We start from the raw sequence: 23426 nt of genomic DNA, 5'->3' as shown, positions 1-23426 counted from the left end.
TCCTTATTTCTTCCTGTTAAAATGGTTCATTGCCGCTTCCGCTCCCTCTGTAACCACCATAATAGCCGCTTCTGCTGCATCCTTATACGCCTGGTCCATGACCGCTGCCTGTTCCCTGGGGAAATGGCCCAAAACATAATCTGCTAAGTCCATTTCTTTTGGCTTTTCACCCACTCCCACCCGGATCCTTAAAAATTCCTGGGTTCCCAGGTGGTTTATGATGTTCTTTAAGCCGTTATGGCCTCCGGCGCTTCCCTTTGTCCGGATTCTTAACTGGCCTTCTGCTAAGTTGATATCATCGCAGATGATGATGATGTGGTCCGGTTCCACCTTGTAAAAATCCGCCATGGCCCGGATGCTCTCTCCGCTTAGATTCATAAATGTCTGGGGTTTTGATAAAATGACCTTTTCTGATCCGATCCTTCCGGTTCCATAAAATGCCCTGTGTTTTTTTTCCGTTACCCTGGCTCCCAGTTTGTCCGCCAGAATGTCCACAGCCTCAAAGCCTACGTTGTGTCTGGTCTTATCATACTCTCTTGTGGGATTTCCTAACCCTGCGATGATATACATGATGATTCTCCTTACTATTGTCTATATTAATTACAGTTCCGATTCATGACTTTTTAGGGATTCCAAACGCCCGAAAAGCGTTAGATTTCCCTAAGTTGGGGGTCTAACGCTGTTTTTTATTTTAACAGTTCGATCTAAAGATGTAAAGGTAAACACCGCCTTTTTTATTTTTAAATTATTGGAAAGCAATATGCATCCAGTTATATTAAGGATAATTTTATCCTGCTTCTGTTCACCATGGAAGGCGGCGCCTTAAGTGGTGTAAAGGGCCATGGCAAGCCCTCGGCCAGAAACCTGGTTTACGGCCTTTAAGTATATAAATATGGAATCGGGGGAATCCTTCATTGGGGATTCAACTTCTACAATTCGGCACCTATTTTATGGGAGTGAGAAATAAGATCGACCGGTGGATAAAAAAGTACATATAAAAAAGTTCTTCTATAGCATGGATATCTCTTGTCTTTTCCGTATCCGCTATGATAGAATAAAGCTGTTGCGCTTATATAAGTTCATAATCGGCGCGGCGTTTCTACCAACTACCATAATAGTTGACTATAAGGGTTAGAAGGAAAAAGGAGTGATGTTCATGAAGGATGTTTCAAAAAATTACGACGTCATCATCGTCGGTGCAGGCCCCTCAGGTATTTTCTGCGCCTATGAGCTGATCGAGAAAAAACCGGACCTTAAGATTCTTATGATCGAAAAGGGCCGCCGGATCGAAAACCGGACCTGTCCGAAGCGGACGACAAAAACATGCGTAGGCTGCAAACCATGCTCTATCACCACAGGCTTTGCAGGAGCCGGAGCATTTTCTGACGGAAAATTATCCTTATCCCCTGATGTTGGCGGAAACCTCCCTGAAATACTCGGATATGATAAAACAGTGGAGTTGCTCAAGGAATCAGACAACACTTATTTAAAATTCGGCGCAGACACCAATGTTTACGGAATTGACAAGCAAAAGGAGATCCAGGAAATCCGCCGTAAGGCCATAGGAGCTAACCTAAAGCTGATCGAATGCCCCATCCGCCATTTAGGTACGGAAGAAGGCTATAAAATCTACACCCGCCTCCAGGAGCACTTATTGGAGCAGGGAGTTGGAATGGCATTTAATACGATGGTAAAGGATATCATCATCGAAGATAATAAGGCAAAAGGCGTAATTACTGACAAGGAAGAAATCTGCTATGCACCGGAAATTGTTTCTGCCATCGGCCGTGAAGGCTCTGACTGGTTCAGCCACATCTGCGAAAACCACGGTATTGAGACAAAGGTGGGAACTGTGGATATCGGTGTCCGGGTAGAGGTCCGGGACGAGGTCATGGAATTCTTAAATAAGAACCTTTACGAGGCCAAGCTTGTTTACCATACCCCAACCTTTGACGATAAGGTTCGTACCTTCTGCACCAACCCTTCCGGCGAGGTTGCCACGGAATATTATGAAAACGGGCTGGCAGTTGTCAACGGCCACGCCTACAAATCCCAGGAATACAAGACAAACAACACCAACTTTGCCATCCTGGTATCCAAAAACTTTACAAAACCTTTTAAGACCCCGATTGAATACGGCAAACAAATCGCCCAGCTGAGCAACATGCTCTGCGACGGCAAGATCCTGGTGCAGACCTTTGGTGATTTCCAAAGAGGCAGACGTACCACAGAGGAGCGCTTATGCCGTAACAATCTGATCCCGACCTTAAAGGATGCGGTACCCGGAGATTTATCCCTTGTATTCCCTCACCGTATTATGGTTGACATAAAAGAAATGCTTCTTGCCCTAGACAAGGTGACTCCAGGCATTGCCAGTGATGAAACCCTGTTATACGGAGTAGAGGTAAAATTCTATTCCAATAAGGTTGTGGTCAATGCTGACTTTGAAACCAGCGTAGAAGGCCTGCGCGCCATCGGTGACGGCGCTTCCGTAACAAGAGGACTTCAGCAGGCATCTGCCAACGGAATAAGCGTGGCCAGAAGCATTCTGGCAAGCATGAACTAAGACATTAGAAAGTAAAATTTCCACGCAAGTGTATAAAAAAGATGGAAGCATCGGCTGATGCTCCCATCTTTTTTTCATTCATGGCAAAGTTCTGTTAAGCTCCGGGAAATCATACCAGTCCCAGCTTCTTCATCGCATAAGCCACTCCATCGTCTTCTACATTTTTGGTATAAAAGGTTGCATAAGGCTCCAGCTCCACGCTGTGATGCCCCATAAGTATACAGTTCTTCGCATATTCGAACATAGATAAGTCATTGGTACTGTCACCAAACACATAGGTGTCCTCCAGGGCAATCCCATAGTGCTTTAAAACCAGTTCAATGGCTGTTGCTTTGGAATATTGAGAGGGAATGCATTCATAAAATCCACTTCCCCGGTCAATGATCTCAAAGTCCAGTCCCAAGGCCCGGGAAAAGCCCTTTAAATCACTCTTTTCATCCGCAAAAACACAGAATTTATCAAAATCATAGCAGTCATCATCCCAGCCATAGGGGGATAAGTTCCCTTCCCGTTCTACGATTTCCTTCATTTTCTCCACTTGGGGAAAGCGGGAGGTTCCTTTTCTGAAATAACAGCTTTCCGTTCCCTCTAAGACTCCATCCAGGTTATGTTCCTGTATGATGCGCTTGATCTCAAGCCCCCGCTCATGAGGAATCGCTGCAGAGAAAAGAACCTGGTCTTTTGCAACAATACGGGTTCCGCATCCGCAGCAGTAGCCATCCACCAAAACCATCTCTTTGATAGAGCCGATCAGGCAATAGGTCCGTCCGGAATTGATGAATACCAGATGACCATTTTTTCGTGCCTGTTCAAGTGCCTCTTTCGCACTCTCCGGCACATTCCGGTTCACCTCGGAAAAAAGGGTACCGTCTATATCAAAAAACAGCGCCTTTCTTCCCTCACTCATCGGTCACCCCGAAAGCATATGGTTCCTGTTGTTTCATCCATGCTTTCCACAATAGCCAGGGACTCTACCCGGACTCCTTCCGCTCTTAATCGATCTCCTCCGGGCTGGAAGCCCTTTTCAATCACAATTCCCGCGCCGACCAGCTTTGCGCCGGAATCCTTTACGATAGCAGACAGACCTTCCAGGGCTTTTCCGTTGGCTAAAAAATCATCAATCAGCAGTACCTTGTCACCCGCTCCTAAAAATTCCTTGGAAACCATGATGTCATAAGTCTTTCCGTGGGTAAAGGATTCCACCGGAGTGGTATATACGTCACCTGCTATATTCTTTGTCTTGGATTTCTTTGCAAATACCACCGGTACATCAAAATACTGGGCCACGATACAGGCTATGCCAATGCCGGAAGCCTCAATGGTTAAAATTTTATTGACTTCATAATCGGCAAAGCGTCTCTTAAATTCCTTTCCAATTTCCACGAACAGCTTGATATCCATCTGGTGATTTAAAAAACTGTCTACTTTCAGCACATCACCGGACTTAATCTTTCCATCCTTGCGTATTCTGTCCTTTAAAAGCTGCATAAAGGTTCCCCCAATCGTAAATTATTCATTATTTGATAACTGCATTCTCTGTCAGGAAATCCATTACCTTATTGTTCATAATATAATCATCTACGTCGAACTGGCCAGCGGTCTCGATCATTTTTTCAGCACTTTCGTAACCCATCTGGTCTGCAACTTCCTTACGGTCTTCATCTGTAATCGTGATTCCCTCTTTTTCTGCAATGGCGTTTACTACCAGTCTCTGTTCTACAGTCGCCTCTGCCTGGGTCTTTAAGACGCTCTTAAAGTCCTCTTCTCCCATTCCGGTAAATGCTCCTACAAAGGTTTTAAAATCCATGCCGTAAGCTGCTGCCTGGTTTGTATATCTGGCTATCATATTGTTGAAATTGGCATCAATTGCTTCCTGCTTTGGTTCCACTGTAGAACCATCTAAGATGGCAGTGTAAATATCACTTCTCATCTTCTGGTCTGCCTGATCATTCTTATCCTTCAAAAGAGTCTGTTTCTTGTCTTCCTTGTATTCATCCACTGTCTTAAAGGACGTAGTTTCCTGGACAAAAGCATCGTTTAATTCCGGAACCTGCTTCTCCTTAACGGAATTGACAGTTACATCAAATACCACAGCCTTTCCTGCCAAATCCGCATTCTGGTAGCCTTCCGGGAAGGTAAGGTTTAAGGACACCTTGTCCCCCTTTTTCGCGCCTACAATGCCGTCTTCAAAGCCTTCGATAAACTGGCCGGAACCGATTGTCAGGTCATAGCCCTGAGCAGTGCCGCCGTCAAATGCAACGCCATCCTTGGTGCCTACATAGTCAATGTTAACCACGTCGTCCTTCTGAACCGCCCGGTCAACCTCTACATCCTTTGCACTTACGGTTAAATCGTTTTGTACCGCCTGATTCACTTCATCATCGGTCACTTCAACCTTATCTTTGGTCACTTCAATGCCCTTGTAATCTCCCACGGTGACGGTACCGTTATCCATACCCGTTAAATCCTCAACAGCTATAGTTTCCTCTGCTGTGCTCTCTGTTGCTTCCGTCTCAGTTTCTGCTGGCTTTGCAGCCGGCTTTTTAGAACATCCGGAAATAAGAGCGGCGGCAACCAGACCGCACATACAAACTTTAAAAATCTTTTTCATAATATAATCCTTTTTCTTTCTATTTTTAATAATTGATAAAAAAACCGCTTCCAGTCAGTTATACCATATCGGGCAAGGTAAAAAAAGCTTTTTCCCGAAATTAACAAAAATTTCAAAATTCCGTTATTATTTAACCGAATCAAGTAAGTCCCCTATTTCATATGTGAAAAGTATCGTTCAGCCATGCAGAAATATGGGAGGCATGGCTGAACTGCGCATTATTTGTAAAATGCCCGGAAAGCTTTGTATGTATTGTATACATCAAGCTTGGAAGAAAGCTCAAAGGGGGAATGCATGGAAAGAATCGGCACTCCTAAATCCACTACATCCACATTCATATGAGCCACATATTTGGCAATGGTGCCGCCGCCGCCCTGGTCCACTGCGCCAAGCTCCCCGATCTGCCAGTAAATGCCCTCCTGCTCCATCATGGCGATGATCTTTGCCATAAGCTCCGCACTGGCATCGTTGGAACCTGATTTTCCCCGTACCCCGGTGTACTTGGTCAGGACGCAGCCTTTGTTTAAGAAGCAGGAATTGCGATCCTCATATACCTGGGCAAAGGTGGGATCATAGGCCGCATTGACATCGGAGGATAAGCAGATGGAATTTCTAAGCACCTTTCTTACATCCAACTGGGCCATAGCCGCCAGATCCTGAATGTAGTGAAGCACAAAATCAGAATCTAAACCGGTATTTCCCTCGGAACCGACTTCCTCTTTATCCGCGAGAACGGTGACCGTAGTATACTCAGGCATGTTGGCATCGATTTCAGCCATCAGAGCCGTATAGGCGCATACCCTGTCATCCTGTCCATAAGCGCCGATAAGGCTGTGGTCCAGTCCTACATCACAGGCTTTCTGGGCCGGTACCAGTTCAATCTCAGCACGGAAGAAGTCCGCTTCTGTGATTCCATAACGGTCGTTAAGCAGCTTCAGAGCCAGAAGCTTCACAGGCTCCTTAAGCTCCGCCTCGTCAATAAAGGGAATTGAGCTGATGAGTACATTCAGTTCCTCGCCCTTTAATCCATCCCTTAATTTTCTATCATTTTGCTCTCCTGCCAGATGTGGAAGCAGATCCGTAACGCAGAAAACAGGATCGCCTTCTTTTTCTCCGATGTTTAGTTCCACAACTTCACCGTTTTTCTTTATGATCACCCCGTGGATGGCTAAGGGAACCGTTCCCCACTGGTATTTCCGGATCCCACCGTAATAATGGGTTTTAAAATAAGCCAGGTCATTTTTTTCAAAAACAGGGTTGGGCTTTAGGTCAAGCCTTGGGGAGTCGATGTGTGCGCCGTTGATGCGAAGCCCCTGTTCCATTCCAGCTTTGCCGAAGGTGGTTGCGATGATGGCCTTGCCCCGGTTTACATAGTATACCTTGTCGCCTGCCTTATAGCTCCTGCCGGCGTCAAAGGGACGGTAACCCTGCATCTCAAGCATTGCCACAGCCTCTCTCACGCATTCCCGTTCGGTTTTTCCGTTATCCAGAAACCTTTTATAGCCCTCGCAGAACATCTCCGCTTCTTCACGCTGATAAGGCGCTTCCTTGGCGATATGCGGAAACTTGAATGTCAGTTCCTCCTGTAATTGTTGTCCTCTTGTTTTCTCCATTTATGATTCCTCCATAATTTTTCTTAAGGGCTTTTGCCCAAAGTGATCTTGTAACTGATTAACAGATTTCATCGCTGTCAAGGACCAGAGTAAACGGTCCGTCATTTAAAAGTTCTACCTTCATGTCGGCTCCAAAGCTTCCATGCTCTACCCGGTTTCCATAGGTCTTTAACCGCTCCACCACGTATTCATAGAGGCTGTTTGCAAGCTGCGGGCCTCCTGCCTTCACAAAGCTCGGGCGGTTGCCCTTCCTGCAGTCCGCATAAAGGGTAAACTGGCTGACCACCAGGATTTCCCCTCCTACCTCCTTTAGGGAAAGGTTGGTTTTCCCGTTTTCATCGGGAAAAATCCTTAGCTTATATATTTTATCAACCATTTTTTCGGCAATGGCTTCCGTATCTGTATCGGATACCCCTAAAAGAAGCAGAAAGCCATTCCCAATGGCACCGATCTGCTGCTCATCAACAGTAACCTTTGCATGGGCAACCCGCTGCAAAACAATCTTCATATCCATTCTCCTGTCTATTTTAATACTAGTCTTAAGTATTCCAAAAGGCTCTCAGTGGCTGCTTGCCGGTACACGATCTCTCTGGCAAGCACCGGGTAATCTGTTATAATATTATCTACTCCCAGCATCTTCATCCGCTCCATTTCACTTTTGTTGTTCACTGTCCAGGCATGAACCGCTTTTCCCTTTTTATGGGCGGATTCCACCAGCCTTTCGCTTACAAAGCTGGAACGGAGGCTGATAAAGTCGATGGCATCGCTGGAATAATAATCACCATAGGCGGCTGAAATTATATATCCGGTGCGGATATCAGGATCCAGCTCCTTGATCCTGCTAAGATAGGACAGGCGGACAGAGGTCACCACGCACTGTTCCTTCATCTGGTATTTTTCAATCAGTTCCCGGACCTTATCCGGAAGCTCACTTCTGCTTCCTAAGTCCTTGATCTCAATGTTTATATTGATCCGTCCCTTGCAGAATTCCATGGTTTCCTCTAACGATGGGATCCGTTCGCCCTCGTAATCGGCAGAAAACCACTTTCCCACATCTAAGTGCCGCAATTCCTCAAAAGTATAGGAGCTTACGGTACGGTTTATCCCTGTCACTCTTTTTAAGCTGATGTCATGCCCCAGCACCACCACGCCATCCTTTGTCTCCTGGACATCGATTTCCACAAAGTCCGCCAGGTCATCAACGGCTTTTGCCATGGCTGCCATGGTATTTTCAGGGGCCTCCCTGGAGCTGCCCCGGTGGGCGGTGATCTGAATCATGCTGAGCATGTCGGTGGTAATTGCGGAACCGTTCCGCACTACCCCAAAGATGGAAAACAGGCTGAATGCCGCCGCTGCCGCCATGAACAGGGCTGCCAGCTTCCTGTCTCCATATCTGCTGCCGGAATAATCGCTGCTTTTGCTTCTTTTTGCAAAATTGCTGGTAAAGCTGAAATACTGGACGCTTAATGCCCCCCAGTTTCCCACAGTAAAGAATATGCTGGTTAAAAAGATCAGAACCAGCTCGATCCGGTCGCATGCCGCCGGAAGGATGGCAAGGGCCAGGCTGTTGTCCGTAAACAGGGTCACTCCTACTGCAGCAATCAACACACAGAATGAATAGACCAGCCAAAGTCCCACCACTGTCACCGCGTAATAGATGGTCAAAAGGATTACAACCTTAAATATCCGGCGTCTTAAAAGCCATAAGCTTCTAAAATACCCATCCCGGAAACTCTTCTGTTCCACCATGCAGGCGTGGAAGGTATAGACTCCAGGAATGACTATCGCCAGAAGCAGCATCAGTAAGATGGCCAAAGACATCTTTCCCACAGGCTTATTTAAAATCTCGGATATAACAAAATTAAGAGGCTTTACATGGGTCAGCATCTGATATATGAGATACAGGTTTACAAGCCCGTAATCCGCCAGAATGAGTAGCCCTAACCGCCAGTTTTTTCTGCGGATCTCATGGGCCAGCTTAATAAAACCGCCTGCCAGGATCTCCCCCAGCTTCAGTTTCCGGGAATAGTAGGCTCCCTCGAATAACGTAAGGAGGCAGCCGGTCTCCAGGGTGAGAATCAGAATTCCGATGAACGTCAACGCGGCTGTAATAAGGATCGTCCAGGGCTTTACCAGAAAATATCCGATGTTAGCAGCAGTCAGATAGCTGTATCCTGCCATGCGCAGCGCAAATAAAAGGCCTTTGTTTAAGAGAAGCAGGTACAGGGTCATGGTGACCAGCCGGAACAGCAATTCAAAAACAAACGCATTCTTTTGATTGAACTTTATAATCTTCCAAGTGTCTTTTGTCAATATACTCATACGATAACCTTCTTTTTGCGGAGAGAGTTAAGAAAAACACGCATAGCCCGTGCAAAAAGCAGCCTCAGCGAATGGAATCGTCAAGGCTGCACTTTTTAAGTCAAATCGTCCTCATCCATCATGTCCTCTCCTGCTGTCTCACGCTGCTGCGCCTCGCTCAGCTCCAGAATCGCCTGGTTTAAGGAAAACATCTTCCCATCAAGCATATTCACCACATCCGCACAGGCTTTCAGCTCCTGCTGCAAGTATGCCGGTGCATTGCCTTCAAACTTATAATATATCTTATGCTCCAGGCTTGCCCAGAAATCCATGGCAATCGTCCTGATTTGAATCTCCACTTTAGTGTCCACCGGCCCATCTGTCAGATAGATAGGAATGGTTACCACCATATGATAGCTTTTATAACCGTTAGGCTTTGGATACTTTATATAGTCCTTCACATAAAGAACTGTAACATCGCTCTGCTTTGTTATCATCTCCGCAATCTGGTAAATATCCGATGTAAAAGAACAGATAATCCGTATCCCTGCAATATCATTTAATTTTTCCACCATGTTGTCAATGGTCACGTCATAGCCGTACCGCTTCAGCTTTTTTACAATGCTGTCCGGAGTCTTAAGCCTTGACTTGATGTGTTCAATGGGATTGTAATTGTAAATATGCACAAACTCGTTATTAAGTATCTCAATTTTTGTACTGATTTCCTTTAATGCCGAATCATACAAAAACATCACTGATTTCCACTGATCGACCTGGTTAAATGATTTGGGAATATTCATTCCACATTCCCCCTCTCTCTCGCACCCGCATTTCCAACTAAGCAAAACACACAAAGCGGGGTTTTCTTAGTTGCCGCGGCATTCACCCAGTGAATATGCAGGCATATTCGTTCGGTTCATTGCCCGCGCAAGCCAGTGAGACAGGGGCAGCCCCTTCACCCGGCAGCCCCTGCTCCTCAAGAATAGTATACCATAAAAACCTGGCTTTTTATATTCTTTTTCCGACTTTCTAAAATTTCAATCCCTTTAAAAGCGCTGAAAGCCCTGTAAATGCAGAACCTTCTTCTTTGTAATCAAAGACCTCCTCATTCGCTTCCTCTTCCTCCTTAAGGGCCTTCATGCTTAAGCTTATCTTATTATCCGCTATGGATATGATCTTCACCTTAACCGTCTGTCCCTCCTTTAACACGACCCCGGGATGCTTGATCCTCTGGCTGCTGATCTGTGAGATGTGAAGAAGGCCGGAAAGCCCGTTTTCCAAGTTAATAAATGCGCCGTAATCCTTTAAGCTGTCCACCGTTCCCTCCATGATGGATCCTACTTCGCACTTTGCGATTTTTTTGTTTGTTTCTTCCTTCTGCTTCATAAGGGCAGGTTCTTTGCCTGAAAGCACCAGCTTCTTATTTTCCTCGTCTGCTGTGATGACTGTGACTTCAATGGTCTTTCCATTATATTCCTCTAAGTCCTCCACATATTCCCCCGCCAGCTTGGAAGCCGGTATAAATCCCCGGATCCCCTCTAAGTTGGCAACGGCTCCGCCTTTTACGATCTCGGCGATTTTTACCTTGACAATGGTGCGGTCCCTTAACATAGCGCCAAGGGTCTCCCAGGCCATCTGGTCATTCGCCAGTTTTCTGGAAAGGACCACATTTCCATCCCTGTCATTCGCATTTATGACTGTTGCCGTGATTTCGTCCCCAGGCTGGATTTCCCTAAGCAGGTTAAATTCAGGATCATTGCTTAGATTCTCCTTATCAATGATCCCCTCCGCATAATATTTTAGATCCAATGTAACCTTGTCCTCATCCACACTTATAACGGTCCCTGTGAGAACATCTCCTTCTTTTACCCTTTTAAAGGATGCTTCCAGTTCTGCGGCATAATCAGCCATGGTCTCTACTGCTTCTTCCCTTACAACTGTTTCCTTCAGCTCTTCGCTCATTGATATCTCCTCCGCTCATAAAACACTCAGTTCTGCATAAAATCTACCTATATATTTATCACATCCAGCCTGATATTTCTATAGTTTTCTCAGTAAAAATATGTTATATTTATATATATGAAATATTTTCCACTGGGGATGCCCCAGGCCAGATACAGAAAGGACAAGAATCATGAACGACATAATGGACCTGCATACCCACACCGTAGCCAGCGGACATGCGTACAACACTTTATATGAAATGGCTAAATCTGCCTCTGAAAAGGGCCTTTCCCTCATGGGCTCTACGGACCACGCACCTAAAATGCCAGGAACATGCCACGAGTTTTATTTTATAAATTTTAAAGTAATCCCTCGTAAAATCTACGGGGTAAACATACTCATGGGCGTTGAGCTTAATATTATGGATCACACGGGGCGGGTGGATTTAAGAAAAGGCCTTCTGGAAAAAATGGATTACTCCATTGCAAGCCTCCATGAACCCTGCTACAAAAGCGGAACTTCCTCTGAAAATACAAGAGCGTATCTCGGAGCCATTGAAAATCCTCTGATCCACATCATCGGCCACCCAGATGACAGCCGTTTTCCGGTGGATTATGACACCCTTGTTTCCGCCGCCGCTGAAAACCATACCCTTTTGGAGCTTAATTCCAGTTCCCTTCATCCCTTAAGCGCAAGAATGAACGCCGCTGAAAATTACCGGATTATGCTGGAGCTTTGTAAGCGTTATAAGGCTTCCATCATCATTGACAGCGACGCCCATACGGAAGCGGATGTGGGAAACCATGTGAGAGCCTTAGAACTTATTGAAGAATTGAATTTCCCGGAAGAGCTTATTGTAAACACTTCCCTTAATAAGCTCATTCCCTATATTCCGAAGCTGGAGGCTTATCTATGATCAACTTCCTGAACCTGGAATATTTTCTGGCGGTTGCGGAGGAATTAAATATCACCCGTGCTGCCAAGCAGCTGTACATCTCCCAGCAATCCTTAAGCAGCCATATTTCCAATCTGGAAAAGGAGTTTGATGTCCAGCTTTTCAACCGTACCATGCCGCTTACCCTGACCTACGCAGGCCGGGCCTTAAAGGTCCGGGCAAAGCAGATGCTGGACCTAAAGGATGAAACCTACCGGGAACTTGCCGATATCAAGGATTTTACCACAGGGCAGCTTTCCATCGGCATCTCCCATACCAGGGGGCGCTTTCTTCTTCCCGCCATCCTTCCCGCTTACAAGGAAAAGTTTCCAAACATTGAGATCCATCTGGTAGAGGGAAATTCTTCCGAACTGAGCACTGCCCTGATCCACGGAAACATCGATCTGATGATCGACCTTCTTCCATTTAAAGCCGAACATGTGGAAACCGTTCCTATCTGCGAAGAGGAGATCCTCCTTGTGGTTCCGGACCAGATTCTGGACCGGTATTTTCCGGGACAGCAGGAGGAGATGATAAAGGTACTGGAAGAAAGTGCGGACGTGCAGCTTTTAAAGGACTGCCCCTACCTTCTCATCAACAAGGGAAACCGGGTGCGCACCATTGCCGATGAAATTTTTGAAGAAGCCCAGCTCACTCCTTCCATTCTTTTGGAGACAGAGAATATTGAGACAGTGCTCGCTCTTGCTGCCAAAGGAATGGGGATCACTTTTTACCCCAGAATGTTCATGTCCGGAAGCCCAAGTGCCGGTATGAAAAAGACAGGGCTGCATTACTTTTCTTTAAATTACAGGCGCAGTCACGGCGTCCTGGCATTCGGCCGCCACAAAGGCAGATATTTATCCCAGGCTACGGAAGAATTCATACGGATCGCACGGGAGAACATATAGACACTATTTAACTGTGGATTGACAAAAGGGCTGAAATCCTTTATTATTAAATAGTAACAGTTACTAATATAATTATTATTTTAGAAAAGGAGCGGCCATGAAAACATTAAAGTATAGCCGTCAACGGGAATCCATTAAAGCCTGTCTAATGTCAAGGCACGACCATCCCACTGCCGATGCCCTATACACATTGATTCGCGAAGAATATCCCAATATCAGCCTTGGTACTGTATACCGCAACTTAAACCTTCTGGTTGAGCTGGGGGAAATCCAAAAGCTGACTTGCGGAGATGGTGCGGACCGCTTTGATGCGGACACATCGCCCCATTATCATTTCGTATGTAAAAAATGCGGAAAGGTCAGTGACCTGCCGCTGGACCCCATGGAGAATATCAACCATCTGGCTCAGGAGCATGCGAACGGAATGGTGGAGAGTCATACGATTTTTTTCTATGGAACCTGCCGGGATTGTATTGAAAATAATTATCGATAACACTTGACATAAGGATAAAGTTATGGTAAATTAATATCAGTAATCATTACTATTATTGATTGCCATAAAATAATAATAAAAAACAGAAAATAAAAAGGAGACATGAGATCATGAAGAAATGGGTTTGTACTGTATGCGGTTATGTTCACGAAGGGGAGACAGCTCCGGAATTCTGTCCAGTATGCAAGGCTGGTTCTGAAAAGTTCAAGTTACAGGATGAAGATATGTCCTGGGCCTGCGAGCATGAAATCGGTGTTGCACAGGGTTCTCCGGAAGACATCATGATGGATTTAAGAGCTAACTTCGAAGGCGAATGCACGGAAGTTGGTATGTATCTTGCAATGTCAAGAGCTGCTCACAGAGAGGGCTATCCTGAGATCGGCTTATACTATGAGAAAGCTGCTTTCGAGGAGGCTGAACATGCTTCTAAATTTGCAGAATTATTAGGCGAGTGCGTAACCTCCAGCACAAAGAAGAACCTGGAATTAAGGGTTGCTGCTGAGAATGGTGCAACTGCCGGCAAATTTGATCTTGCAAAACGTGCAAAAGCATTAAACTTAGATGCAATCCATGACACTGTTCATGAAATGGCAAAGGATGAGGCTCGTCACGGCAAAGCATTCAAGGGCTTATTAGAAAGATACTTCGGTTAATACATCTTCAGGGAGCGGCAGATCAGACTACCGCTCCCCTGTTTGCAAAGTAAAAATCATTTAAAATTCAAAATCAGGAGGGTTTATACGATGTCCAAATACGCAGGAACAAAAACAGAACAGAACTTAAAAGACGCTTTTGCAGGTGAGTCCATGGCAAGAAACAAATATACATATTACGCTTCTGCTGCCAAAAAGGCCGGCTATGAGCAAATGGCTTCCCTGTACTTAGAAACTGCAGACCAGGAAAAAGAGCATGCTAAGATGTGGTTCAAGGAATTGCATGGCATTGGTACCTTGGAAGAAAACTTAGCAGATGCCGCTGCAGGTGAAAATTACGAGTGGACCGATATGTATAAGAAAATGGCTGAGGACGCCAGGGCGGAAGGCTTTAAAGAACTGGCACTGAAATTTGAATTTGTAGGAAAAGTAGAAGCTGCTCATGAAAAACGTTACTTAAAGCTCCTTGACAGCTTAAAGAACGATAAGACCTTTAAGGGAGATGCTCCTCTTGGCTGGAAGTGCCGCAACTGCGGTTACATCCATGAAGGACCGGATGCTCCGGAAGTCTGTCCAACCTGTGCTCATCCAAAGGCTTATTTTGAAAGAAAAGCAGAAAATTATTAATTATTAATGCAGTCTGTTACGGCTGCCGCATAATGATTTTGAACTTGCAAAACAGGAGAATGCACCTTGAAGCGGCTTATCAAAGCCCATCAAGGTGCATTTCTTTATGACTGGAACCGGTTCATTTATTTCTCTTAAAAATGAGATAATATGACTTCAAAGGCGATCCTGTAGCCGTACTTTAAGCTTTCTGTTTCAATCCACTCCTGTCTCGTATGAGCCAAACCTCCCCTTACAGCTCCAAAACATACGCTTGGGATTCCCATGGATAAGGGTATATTGCAGTCTGTAGAGCCGGGTCCTCTCTTCGGCCTGTTCCCCGTGTGTTTATAAATGACCTCAGAAACATGTTCAGCCTTTTCACATGTACAGCCTTTTCACCTCCTTTATTTCCCAAAAACCTGCTCCTGCAAAATACCTTGGATTTTATTGATGCTCATGCTATACTTTTATAGTAGAAAATGAATGACCGGTTTGAGGACAAAGATATGATTAAAATCGCTATTGTAGAAGATGAAATGGAATATGTGGAAACACTGAAAAGCTACCTTGCCCGGTATGAAAAAGACCATTCCGTCAGTTTTGAGATTCAGGCCTTTACCGACGGCCTTGATATTGTATCGGACTATACTGCCAGCTATGATATCATATTGCTGGACATTCAGATGAAATATTTAAACGGCATGAAAACGGCGCAAAAGATCAGAGAGCTGGATGAGGATGTGATATTCATTTTTATTACCTCCTCCTCCCAGTTTGCTGTAGAGGGATACACGGTAGACGCCCTGGGCTATATATTAAAGCCAGTGCCCTATCTTTCCTTTTCACAAATACTAAATAAAGCTGTGGGCAGAATCTTAAAACGGCAGGCAATACACTATATCAATATTGACATGCCCGAAGGTACCATGCGGCTGAGCACTGACGCTGTCTATTACATCGAAAGTCAGCTGCACCATGTCCTCATCCATACGGACAGAGGAAATTTTGTGGCTTCCGGCCCCATGAAACGGTTGGAAGAGACTTTAAAGACCTTTGGATTTGCCAAGTGCCACAATGCCTATCTGGTTAATTTAAAACACGTGACCGGCTGCCTGCCTGGCGATGTGCTGCTGTTTTCAGGCGAACAGCTTCCCGTTAGCCGGAGCCGGAAAAAATCATTTATGGAATGCCTGGCCGAATATATGGGAGGTTAAACCGATGAACTTTGGCGAAATCATGAATACGCCCCGCCCCTTTACCGCTCTGGCCGAATGGTGTGCCTGCATCAGCTACATCCTCATGCTCCGAAGAAGGCTTAAGGGACCGGGACTTGCCGCTTCTTTCGCGGGCATGCTTGGCTTGTTTTTTCTTCTCCACTTAATCGCCGGCATTCTTCCGCTGTACCTATGGTTTCCAGGGATGATCACCGCCATCCTGCTGATGTATTTCTCTATCTATGCCTCCTGCCGGATCTCCCCTTATGACGCAGGATTCCTTTGTGTCCGCGCCTTTGTTCTGGCGGAATTTACTGCCTCTTTCCAGTGGCAGCTGTATGTATGGTGGGCGCTCAGCTCCGGACGGGTGAGCAGGACCCTTTCCGTTTTGATCATGGTGATTTCCTATGGATGCATTTATACGGGATATTATTTTCTGGAAAAAGAACACATTCCAAAGGATGAGGGAATGGAAGTGGAGCGGAAGGAACTTCTTGGCGCTGTTTTTATTGCACTGGGCGCCTTTCTGATCAGCAATATCAGCTTTGTCATGCCCAATACCCCCTTTTCCAGTGCCACCAGTTCTCTGCTCTATGTAAGAACCCTGGTGGATTTCGGAGGGCTCCTGATGCTTTTCGCCCAGCAGAACAGGAGAAAAGAACTGCAGGTCCGCAGCGAAAACCATGCAATGAACAGGGTCTTACAGCGCCAGTACGACCAGTACCGCATGGCCATTGACAACATGGAACTGTTAAGACGGGAATTCCATGATTTAAAGCATTACATGATCGCCATACGGGCGGAAAAAGATCCGGAAAAGCGGGAACAATACCTATCGGAAATGGAGAAAGCCATTCTCACCCAAGAAGCTATGGCCAATACGGGGAACCAGGTATTAGATGTGGTACTGACCACCAAAAGTGCCTACTGCGCCCAGAATAAGATCACCTTAACCTGCATGGCCGATGGAAAACTGATTTCCTTTCTCCATGTAAAAGACATCTGTTCCATCTTTGGAAATGCTCTGGATAATGCCATCGAATGTGTTTCCCAGTTTGAAGATCCGGAAAAAAGACTGATCAATCTCTCCATATTCAAACGAAACCACTTTTTAATGATCCAATGTGAAAATTATCTGGAAAACCAGCTGTCCATGGAGACCGGCTGCCTTCCTCCCACCACAAAAAGTAATAAGCTGTATCATGGGTACGGTTTAAAGAGCATTCAGGCCGCATCGGAAAAATACGGCGGTTCAATGACCATTTCTTCCAGTGATAACTGGTTCCGCCTTCAGATTCTCATACCGATCCAGAAGGAAACACTGGCCGCCAATGAAAGGGCGTAAAACGGTCCTAAACATAAAAAATCAGGCAATCCATAGAAACTTTGTTCCTTTGGATTGCCTGATTTTTTATTGCCTTTAAATTTTTCTATTGCTTTCGCCTATTTTTCATCGCTCTTAAAAATGACCTTAAAAATGGGGAAGAACACCCAGAAGGAAATCGCAGAATTGATCAGCATGGTAATTACATCTGCAATGGTCTCTCCCCCTCCTCCCAGGTTTAAACTGTTCATGAACAGATGATAGACCGGGGCCTTATAAAGGCCCTGAAGAGCGGCTGCACCAATGGTGATGATGATATAGGCAATCACGTACCACATCGCAGCCTTCGCTGCGCTGTTATTGGCTTTAAAGGTAACATTCCTTTGAAGAAAAAAGTTGATGACCTGGGCGATTCCCATGGTAATTTCCACTGCCAGAAAATACGCAAGCCCTCCGCCTCCGCCGGCGGAAAGCGCGCCCGCTCCATAATTGAATATGTAATAGGGCGTGCCATCCAGATTGGAGCTCACATGCCATATCTGGAAATTCGTATCCACCAGGGAAGTCATTCCGAAAATGTTCCGGAAAACCGGCATCAAAATCATCTGCAATACCGTAACTCCGTTGGACACCAGGAAAAACAGTAAAAATTGTGCTAAGGTCGGATGGTTACCTGCAAAGGTTTTCCATCCGGCATTTATTCGTGACAGCATGTGCTCCCTCCCTTCTATTTTCCGGAGAGCTTTTTTTCATAAGCTCTGTTTGCTATTGCATTGGCAAAAAAACCGCCGATGATCCGTTTCATCCCACGAAAGAAATGGCCGTTCACTGCCAAAACCATCCCCTCCGCCATTTCCATACTGACTGCTCCGCCGGTCATCTTAGCGATCCCACGGAACGGCATGTTATAAATGAATAAGAGATTCAGATCCGGCTTTCCCTTTTCTTCGCTCTTGTTTTTTAAGCCTGTAAGAATCCGCCAGACCAGTCTGGCCAACGGACTTTTGGCATAATACATCTGGCAGAGCGCATCATTTAAATTCAAATCTCCAGACCATTTTCCCTCAGGAATTGGATGCCCTAAAAGAGTCTCAAATTCTTTCTCAGACACCTGTCTGATCCTTCCGGTATAGTAAGATTCAAGGGTTTCCGCCTTATAAGGCCAATCTTTCGTGGTTCCTTCCCGGGTCACGGTCTGAAGCAGCCTGATATCCGCTACATTTGCACCGATGAAGATGGAATAAACGCCGCCCTCCACCTCAAAGCGGTTTGTCAGCCTGTTCCAGTACCGGAATGTCTTATCATCAAAGGGGATGGTGATTTCTTTACTTTCCCCTGCCTTTAAGAATACTTTTTTAAAGCCCTTCAGCTCTTTTTCAGGACGGAATATCCTGCCCTTAGGTCCTCCCACATAAAGCTGGACAACTTCCTTTCCATCAACCGCTCCTGTGTTCGTCAGGGTAAAACGGACTTCATTTTCCAAGACCTCTAGGCTGTTATAAGAAAATGTGGTATAGGACAGCCCATAGCCAAAGGGATACTGCACCTTAACCCTCCCGGTATCATAATATCGGTAACCTACATAAATTCCCTCCCTGTACTGGGAGCAGCGCTCTGCTCCAGGAAAGTACCGGTAAGCCGGAGTGTCCTCATACCGCAGCGGATAAGTCTCGCTCAGCCGGCCGGAAGGGTTCACTTCTCCGGTTATTACCCGAAGCATGGCGGACGGACCGGCTTCACCGCCTAAATAACCGTGGAGGAGGGATTTACAGCATTCATGCCACGGCATTTCTATGGCTGAACCCGCACTTAAGATTCCTACTATATTGGGGTTTGCCTCTGCCAGCGCAGTGAGCAGATTGATCTGGTTCCGGGGGATTCCCATATGGCTCCGGTCCATCCCCTCTGATTCACTGATTTCATCCAGACCAAAGCAGTAAAGCACCACATCGGCTTGGGCGGCAAGCTTTAAGGCCTCCTCTCTTAAGGTGAAATCATCCTTCCCACCACGGGAATAGCCTCTGGCACAACCGGCCACACTTAAAGGATAAGTCCTTATTATTCCATCCATATTTTCCACGCGGATAGGGTTGACCAGGGAAGATCCCGCCCCCTGATAGCGTGGGGCGAAGGCAAAGTCACCGATCAGCGCCACCTTGCAGCCAGGATTTAACGGAAGAAGTCCATCCTCATTCTTTAACAGCACGATGCTCTCCTCTTCCGCCTTTTCCGCCAGCTTGTGATGACCTTCCTGATCAAAGGATTCCCGCTTGTTTTCCCGGTTCCCGGTAAGGGCAAACACCGCCTCCAGCAAATCGTCGACGCAGGAATCCAGCGCTTCCATGGAAAGGCTGCCGTTCTCCACTGCAGCGATCAGCTCTCTGGCAGAATGAAGGCCTGGGGAAGGCATTTCAAGGTTAGATCCTGCCGCCACCCCCTTCACATGGTCATTGGAACCGCCCCAGTCGGTGATAACGATGCCGTCAAATCCCCATTCCCCCCGAAGGATATCCCTTAGAAGGTGCTCATTTTCATTGGCATAGACACCGTTGACCTCATTGTAACTGGTCATAATGGATCTTGCTCCGCCCTCTTTCACCGCAATTTCAAAGCCTTCCAGATAAATTTCTCTTAAGGTCCTTTCATCCACCACGGAATTCATGGCCATGCGGCGCAGTTCCTGGCTGTTGACTGCAAAATGCTTGGGACATGCATACACTCCCTGGCTCTGAATGCCTTTTATGTAGGCTGCCGCCAGTTTCCCGGACAAATAAGGATCTTCGGAGAAATATTCAAAATTCCTTCCGCAAAGGGGGCTTCTCTTTATATTAAGACCAGGCCCCAATAGGACGTTCACGTCCAGGGCCGAGGCTTCCTCTCCCAGAGCTTCCCCGATCTCCCTGCAAAGGTCCATATCCCAGCTGTTGGAGATGGACGCTGCCGTAGGAAAACAGGTGGACGGAAGGGAAGCGTTTAATCCCAGATGATCCCCTTCCCTTGCCTGCTTCCGGATTCCATGAGGGCCATCAGCGCAGAATATGGAAGGGATCCCCAGCCGGTCAATGTTCCGGGACTGCCATACATTCTTACCGCTTAAAATGGCTGCCTTTTCTTCTATTGTCATCTTTTCAATGATATCAGTATGTTTCATGTCATTTTCCTCCGGACCTTAGATGAATGTTCTCCCCCTCTGCAACTGCTGCCTATGATTCCCGTTTCTTTTTATAGACATTGATGATTCTTACCTCCAAAGCCATAAATCCTGCTGCCAGAATCACATCGGCCACAATGGCTGCGATCTGCCATGGAAGCAGTCCGCCCTTTGCGTTATTTCCTTCGTAGGCACGGCTGTTTACCACCGTGTACATAATGTTTTTACTTGCCTTACGCATGGCCAGAAGGCTTGTAGCGCTGGAAGTGTCCTTTACATGGTTGGTTTCGGTATCATAGGCTACCAGCATGGCATCGTTACCGTTTCGGATCTCCTGATCTGCATTCTGGTACCCGTATCCTCCGAAATAGTCTGTGAGCACAAAGCCGTTGAAGCCCCATTCATCCCGAAGCACCTTGTTAAGCAGTGCATCGGAAGCCCCTGCATATTCGGTTCCAATGTAGTTAAATGCGGACATTACTGCCTTTGCTCCACCTTCTTTTACTGCAATTTCAAATGGTCTTAAATAAATTTCACGGATGGCCTGTTCACCGGTCCAGGTACAGAGCATGTTAGTCCGGTTGGTTTCCTGGTCATTAAGGGCAAAATGTTTCATATAGGCATACACTCCATGGCGTTCTGCACCCATGATGGCACTGGCCGCCATTTTGCCTGCCAGGATTCCGTCTTCGGAATAATACTCAAAGTTTCTGCCTGCAAAGGCGGAGCGGTGAGTGTTCATAGCCGGTGCATACCAGCCGGACACCTTCATCTCGTCTGCCATCTTACCGATGCTTTCCCCGAATTCCTCTGCAATATCACGGTTCCAGGTACTTGCGACCAACACTGCGGAAGGAAAGCCGATAGAGCCGGTTCCTGTAAAGTTGTTGTTAATGGAAGCCGGTCCGTCACAATCCACGGTGCCTACCTTATCCACACTCTTAGCTGCAGACGTCTGATAACCTCCAATGGCGACCATGGTATCCATTTCTCCCACGGTCAGCTGGTCAAGAAGCTTCTCCCACTGCGGATCGTCATAATCCAGCCCCCGCATGGAGGCAAGGCTCAGTCCATTCTTTGCGCCGGTCACCGGCTTCATATCCTCAGCGCTGTTATGAGCTGCCGCATCGTAATTGCTGTTGTTCATAAAAGTATCCTTATATTTGTCCGGCATAGTCAGGGTTGCAGGCTTTGCCGTAGCCTCTTTATAATTTGCAAATCCGTCTGCACGGGATAAATAAGTCGGTTCTCCCTTGGCATCGGCAAACCTATTTTCCGCAGCCGCCTTATCAGAAGAACGGGGATTGGTTTCATTATATACGGTTTTCGAAGCTGCAGAGTAAATCTGTTCTTTGATTACATTGTGGGAATCGGACCGGATAGAAATTTTATAATCCCCTGCTTCCAGTACATAAACTCCCTTCCCGGCTGCATCGTAGGATGCCATGTCTTCCGCCTGGAAAGAGACTGCAATGGTCTGGGACTGTCCCGGCTCCAGGAGATCTGTCTTATCAAATGCAATCAGGTTTGCAGAAGCCTTTTCAATTCCTCCGTTGGTATAGGGCGGATTGTAATAAACCTCCACTACATCCTTTCCTGCTTTGTCTCCGGTATTGGTAACGGTCACATCAAAAGAGATCGAGCCGTCTGCTTCTGTAAGGTTCCCCATCTCCTGTGAGAAAGAGGTATAGGACATGCCGTATCCAAAGGGATAAAGCACTGTTTTACTGTAATCTATCAGTCCCTCTTCTGCAGCAGTTTCATAGAAACGGTAACCAACATAAATGCCTTCAACGTAATTGATAAAGCTGGGATAGGTGGCCTCTCCCTTAAATGCCTTACCCGCGAATTCGTTCATGTTATCGTAAATAAAGCTTCCGAAGTTATTATAGTGAGGGGTTGCAGTTAAGTCCGCCGCAAAGGTGTCACTTGTTTTTCCTGAGGGGTTGACCGAACCGCTTACGATTTCACCCAGCGCCTCAAAGCCGGACTGGCCGGTTCCCGGGCACCAGATGGCACTCCTTATCTGGCTGTAATCATTGACAAAGCCAAGCTCCATGGCGTTTGCGCCATTGTAAACTAAAACGACATTATCGAAATTGGAACACACCAGATCAACCATGTCCTTTTCCGTACTGCTTAATTGCAGATAATGCTCGCCAGCCTCAAAATCTTTATATTCCGTCGAATTATCCGTATAGGTAACTGCGCTGACATCCGTAGGAAGATCGGCTCCTTCCCCTCCTACACGGGTAATTACGATCAGTGCCGTATCGGAAAATGCCTTTGCATCTGCCATCAGTTCACTGGTGTAGGATTCCTTGACAGGCTCCGGAAGTGTCCAGTCCTGTTCCCACATCCCCACATTGGGACGGTCGCCCCGGTATGCGGCATAGAAATCAGTAAGCCCGGTATTCAGTTTAAATCCTGCGTCTTCAAGCCCCTGAAGCAGAGATACTGTTTCATATGCGTCAGAGAGAGAGCCTGAACCGGTACCGCCATAGCATGGATTTGTGGAAGCCCAGCCAAATACGTTTAAATTGGAATCAGCCTTTAAGGGAAGTAAGTTCGCCTCATTTTTTAAAAGAACGATCCCCTCTTCCGCAATTCTGGTACAAAGCTCTGTTGCTTTGTCTGAGGTTTCTTTTGAAATCGTTCCGCTGCCGGTTGCAAGGGATATCAGGCTGGACATAGGCCCCCAGCATATCATATTTACTACGATAACCACTGAAAGCACAATGGCCATAAGTCCCTGACGCCGGATTAAATACCTGGTTGCAGCTTTCTTGTTCCTGCATACCACCATTACCGCCACTGCGGCTACAACAACAATGGCCAATCCAATGAGGTACGGCACACAAAGGTTGACGATCTTTAATACATCATCCATGTTGATTTGTAACATTTTTTTCATCCTCCTCCATAAAAATCACCACAAGCCGTGTGGTATGTACTTCACTTTAGCATATTATGGATTCTCAGGGCGGCTTTTTGCATAACCGGTAGTATTTTCTGCATAAATAGCAGTCGGCATGTCCTGTCCGGCTGTGAATATTCCGCCGGCTTTATGGGGGAGTGAAAGAGATAGTTGCAAAAAGAAAATAT

The 23426-nt window shown here is 46.3% G+C and carries 20 protein-coding genes and 1 riboswitch; of the genes, 8 read left to right on the top strand and 12 right to left on the bottom strand.

Annotated elements, in window-relative coordinates:
- Positions 1 to 3: 3 nt before the first annotated feature.
- Positions 4 to 570, bottom strand: a complete 567-nt coding sequence (gene pth, locus AC27IJ_RS22850; RefSeq protein ID WP_312441000.1) for an aminoacyl-tRNA hydrolase — start codon at positions 568 to 570, stop codon at positions 4 to 6.
- Positions 571 to 1049: 479 nt separating this feature from the next.
- A riboswitch (purine riboswitch) is annotated at positions 1050 to 1145 on the top strand.
- 11 nt (positions 1146 to 1156) lie between these two features.
- Between pth and AC27IJ_RS22845 the strand changes: the two genes are divergently transcribed.
- Positions 1157 to 2566: an NAD(P)/FAD-dependent oxidoreductase gene (locus AC27IJ_RS22845; protein WP_487150934.1), complete on the top strand. Its 1410-nt coding sequence runs from the start codon at positions 1157 to 1159 to the stop codon at positions 2564 to 2566.
- 109 nt (positions 2567 to 2675) lie between these two features.
- Here the strand turns inward: AC27IJ_RS22845 and AC27IJ_RS22840 are convergent, their stop codons facing one another.
- The 8 genes from AC27IJ_RS22840 to AC27IJ_RS22805 form a co-directional block, all read right to left on the bottom strand.
- Positions 2676 to 3473 (bottom strand): HAD family hydrolase, encoded by a 798-nt coding sequence (locus tag AC27IJ_RS22840; RefSeq protein WP_312502370.1) that lies wholly within the window; start codon positions 3471 to 3473, stop codon positions 2676 to 2678.
- Positions 3470 to 4054 carry a xanthine phosphoribosyltransferase gene (locus tag AC27IJ_RS22835; RefSeq protein ID WP_312440997.1) on the bottom strand — a complete coding sequence of 195 codons (585 nt, stop codon included), beginning with the start codon at positions 4052 to 4054 and terminating at the stop codon, positions 3470 to 3472. Before AC27IJ_RS22835 ends, AC27IJ_RS22840 begins: the two co-directional genes overlap by 4 nt.
- Before the next feature lie 28 nt (positions 4055 to 4082).
- On the bottom strand, positions 4083 to 5177 hold the full coding sequence (gene tig / locus AC27IJ_RS22830) for a trigger factor (protein ID WP_312440996.1): 1095 nt from the start codon (positions 5175 to 5177) through the stop codon (positions 4083 to 4085).
- A 218-nt stretch (positions 5178 to 5395) separates the two neighbouring features.
- Positions 5396 to 6790 carry an aminopeptidase gene (locus AC27IJ_RS22825; protein ID WP_312502373.1) on the bottom strand — a complete coding sequence of 465 codons (1395 nt, stop codon included), beginning with the start codon at positions 6788 to 6790 and terminating at the stop codon, positions 5396 to 5398.
- 58 nt (positions 6791 to 6848) lie between these two features.
- On the bottom strand, positions 6849 to 7298 hold the full coding sequence (gene dtd, locus AC27IJ_RS22820) for a D-aminoacyl-tRNA deacylase (RefSeq protein ID WP_312440994.1): 450 nt from the start codon (positions 7296 to 7298) through the stop codon (positions 6849 to 6851).
- 14 nt (positions 7299 to 7312) lie between these two features.
- Entirely contained in the window at positions 7313 to 9112 is a 1800-nt protein-coding gene (locus AC27IJ_RS22815) for a glycerophosphodiester phosphodiesterase family protein (RefSeq protein WP_312440993.1), read from the bottom strand.
- A 95-nt stretch (positions 9113 to 9207) separates the two neighbouring features.
- On the bottom strand, positions 9208 to 9891 hold the full coding sequence (locus AC27IJ_RS22810; protein ID WP_312502376.1) for a GTP pyrophosphokinase: 684 nt from the start codon (positions 9889 to 9891) through the stop codon (positions 9208 to 9210).
- A gap of 229 nt (positions 9892 to 10120) precedes the next feature.
- Positions 10121 to 11053: a S1 RNA-binding domain-containing protein gene (locus AC27IJ_RS22805; protein ID WP_312440992.1), complete on the bottom strand. Its 933-nt coding sequence runs from the start codon at positions 11051 to 11053 to the stop codon at positions 10121 to 10123.
- A gap of 172 nt (positions 11054 to 11225) precedes the next feature.
- Here AC27IJ_RS22805 and AC27IJ_RS22800 point away from each other — a divergent pair, with 172 nt between their 5' ends.
- The 7 genes from AC27IJ_RS22800 (at position 11226) to AC27IJ_RS22770 (ending at position 17191) form a co-directional block, all read left to right on the top strand.
- Complete coding sequence (locus AC27IJ_RS22800; protein ID WP_312440991.1) at positions 11226 to 11951, top strand: phosphatase; 726 nt, start codon at positions 11226 to 11228, stop codon at positions 11949 to 11951.
- Positions 11948 to 12877 (top strand): LysR family transcriptional regulator, encoded by a 930-nt coding sequence (locus tag AC27IJ_RS22795; RefSeq protein ID WP_312502377.1) that lies wholly within the window; start codon positions 11948 to 11950, stop codon positions 12875 to 12877. The genes AC27IJ_RS22800 and AC27IJ_RS22795 overlap by 4 nt, the downstream gene beginning before the upstream one ends.
- Before the next feature lie 97 nt (positions 12878 to 12974).
- A complete protein-coding gene (locus AC27IJ_RS22790; RefSeq protein WP_312440989.1) occupies positions 12975 to 13370 on the top strand; it encodes a Fur family transcriptional regulator in 396 nt (131 codons plus the stop codon).
- A gap of 110 nt (positions 13371 to 13480) precedes the next feature.
- The gene (locus AC27IJ_RS22785; RefSeq protein ID WP_312440988.1) at positions 13481 to 14023 is read left to right on the top strand and encodes an NADH peroxidase; all 543 of its coding nucleotides are present in this window, start codon (positions 13481 to 13483) and stop codon (positions 14021 to 14023) included.
- Between the two features lie 90 nt (positions 14024 to 14113).
- On the top strand, positions 14114 to 14650 hold the full coding sequence (rbr, locus tag AC27IJ_RS22780; RefSeq protein ID WP_312440987.1) for a rubrerythrin: 537 nt from the start codon (positions 14114 to 14116) through the stop codon (positions 14648 to 14650).
- 488 nt (positions 14651 to 15138) lie between these two features.
- A complete protein-coding gene (locus AC27IJ_RS22775) occupies positions 15139 to 15846 on the top strand; it encodes a LytR/AlgR family response regulator transcription factor (RefSeq protein ID WP_312440986.1) in 708 nt (235 codons plus the stop codon).
- 4 nt (positions 15847 to 15850) lie between these two features.
- The gene (locus AC27IJ_RS22770; protein ID WP_313257806.1) at positions 15851 to 17191 is read left to right on the top strand and encodes an ATP-binding protein; all 1341 of its coding nucleotides are present in this window, start codon (positions 15851 to 15853) and stop codon (positions 17189 to 17191) included.
- A gap of 98 nt (positions 17192 to 17289) precedes the next feature.
- Here AC27IJ_RS22770 and AC27IJ_RS22765 read toward each other — a convergent pair whose 3' ends face one another.
- Genes AC27IJ_RS22765 through AC27IJ_RS22755 form a run of 3 tightly spaced genes read right to left on the bottom strand, consistent with a single transcriptional unit; the run spans position 17290 to position 23226 of the window.
- Positions 17290 to 17883: a hypothetical protein gene (locus tag AC27IJ_RS22765; protein WP_312502380.1), complete on the bottom strand. Its 594-nt coding sequence runs from the start codon at positions 17881 to 17883 to the stop codon at positions 17290 to 17292.
- 14 nt (positions 17884 to 17897) lie between these two features.
- Positions 17898 to 20321, bottom strand: a complete 2424-nt coding sequence (locus tag AC27IJ_RS22760) for a glycoside hydrolase family 3 C-terminal domain-containing protein (protein ID WP_487150926.1) — start codon at positions 20319 to 20321, stop codon at positions 17898 to 17900.
- Between the two features lie 52 nt (positions 20322 to 20373).
- Positions 20374 to 23226 carry a glycoside hydrolase family 3 N-terminal domain-containing protein gene (locus AC27IJ_RS22755; RefSeq protein WP_487150924.1) on the bottom strand — a complete coding sequence of 951 codons (2853 nt, stop codon included), beginning with the start codon at positions 23224 to 23226 and terminating at the stop codon, positions 20374 to 20376.
- Positions 23227 to 23426 lie beyond the last annotated feature (200 nt).

This window comes from Lacrimispora sp. YZC11, assembly GCF_057543815.1.
The sequence above is the reverse complement of the archived record's forward strand: the minus strand, read 5'-3'. Positions and strand labels throughout refer to the sequence as shown.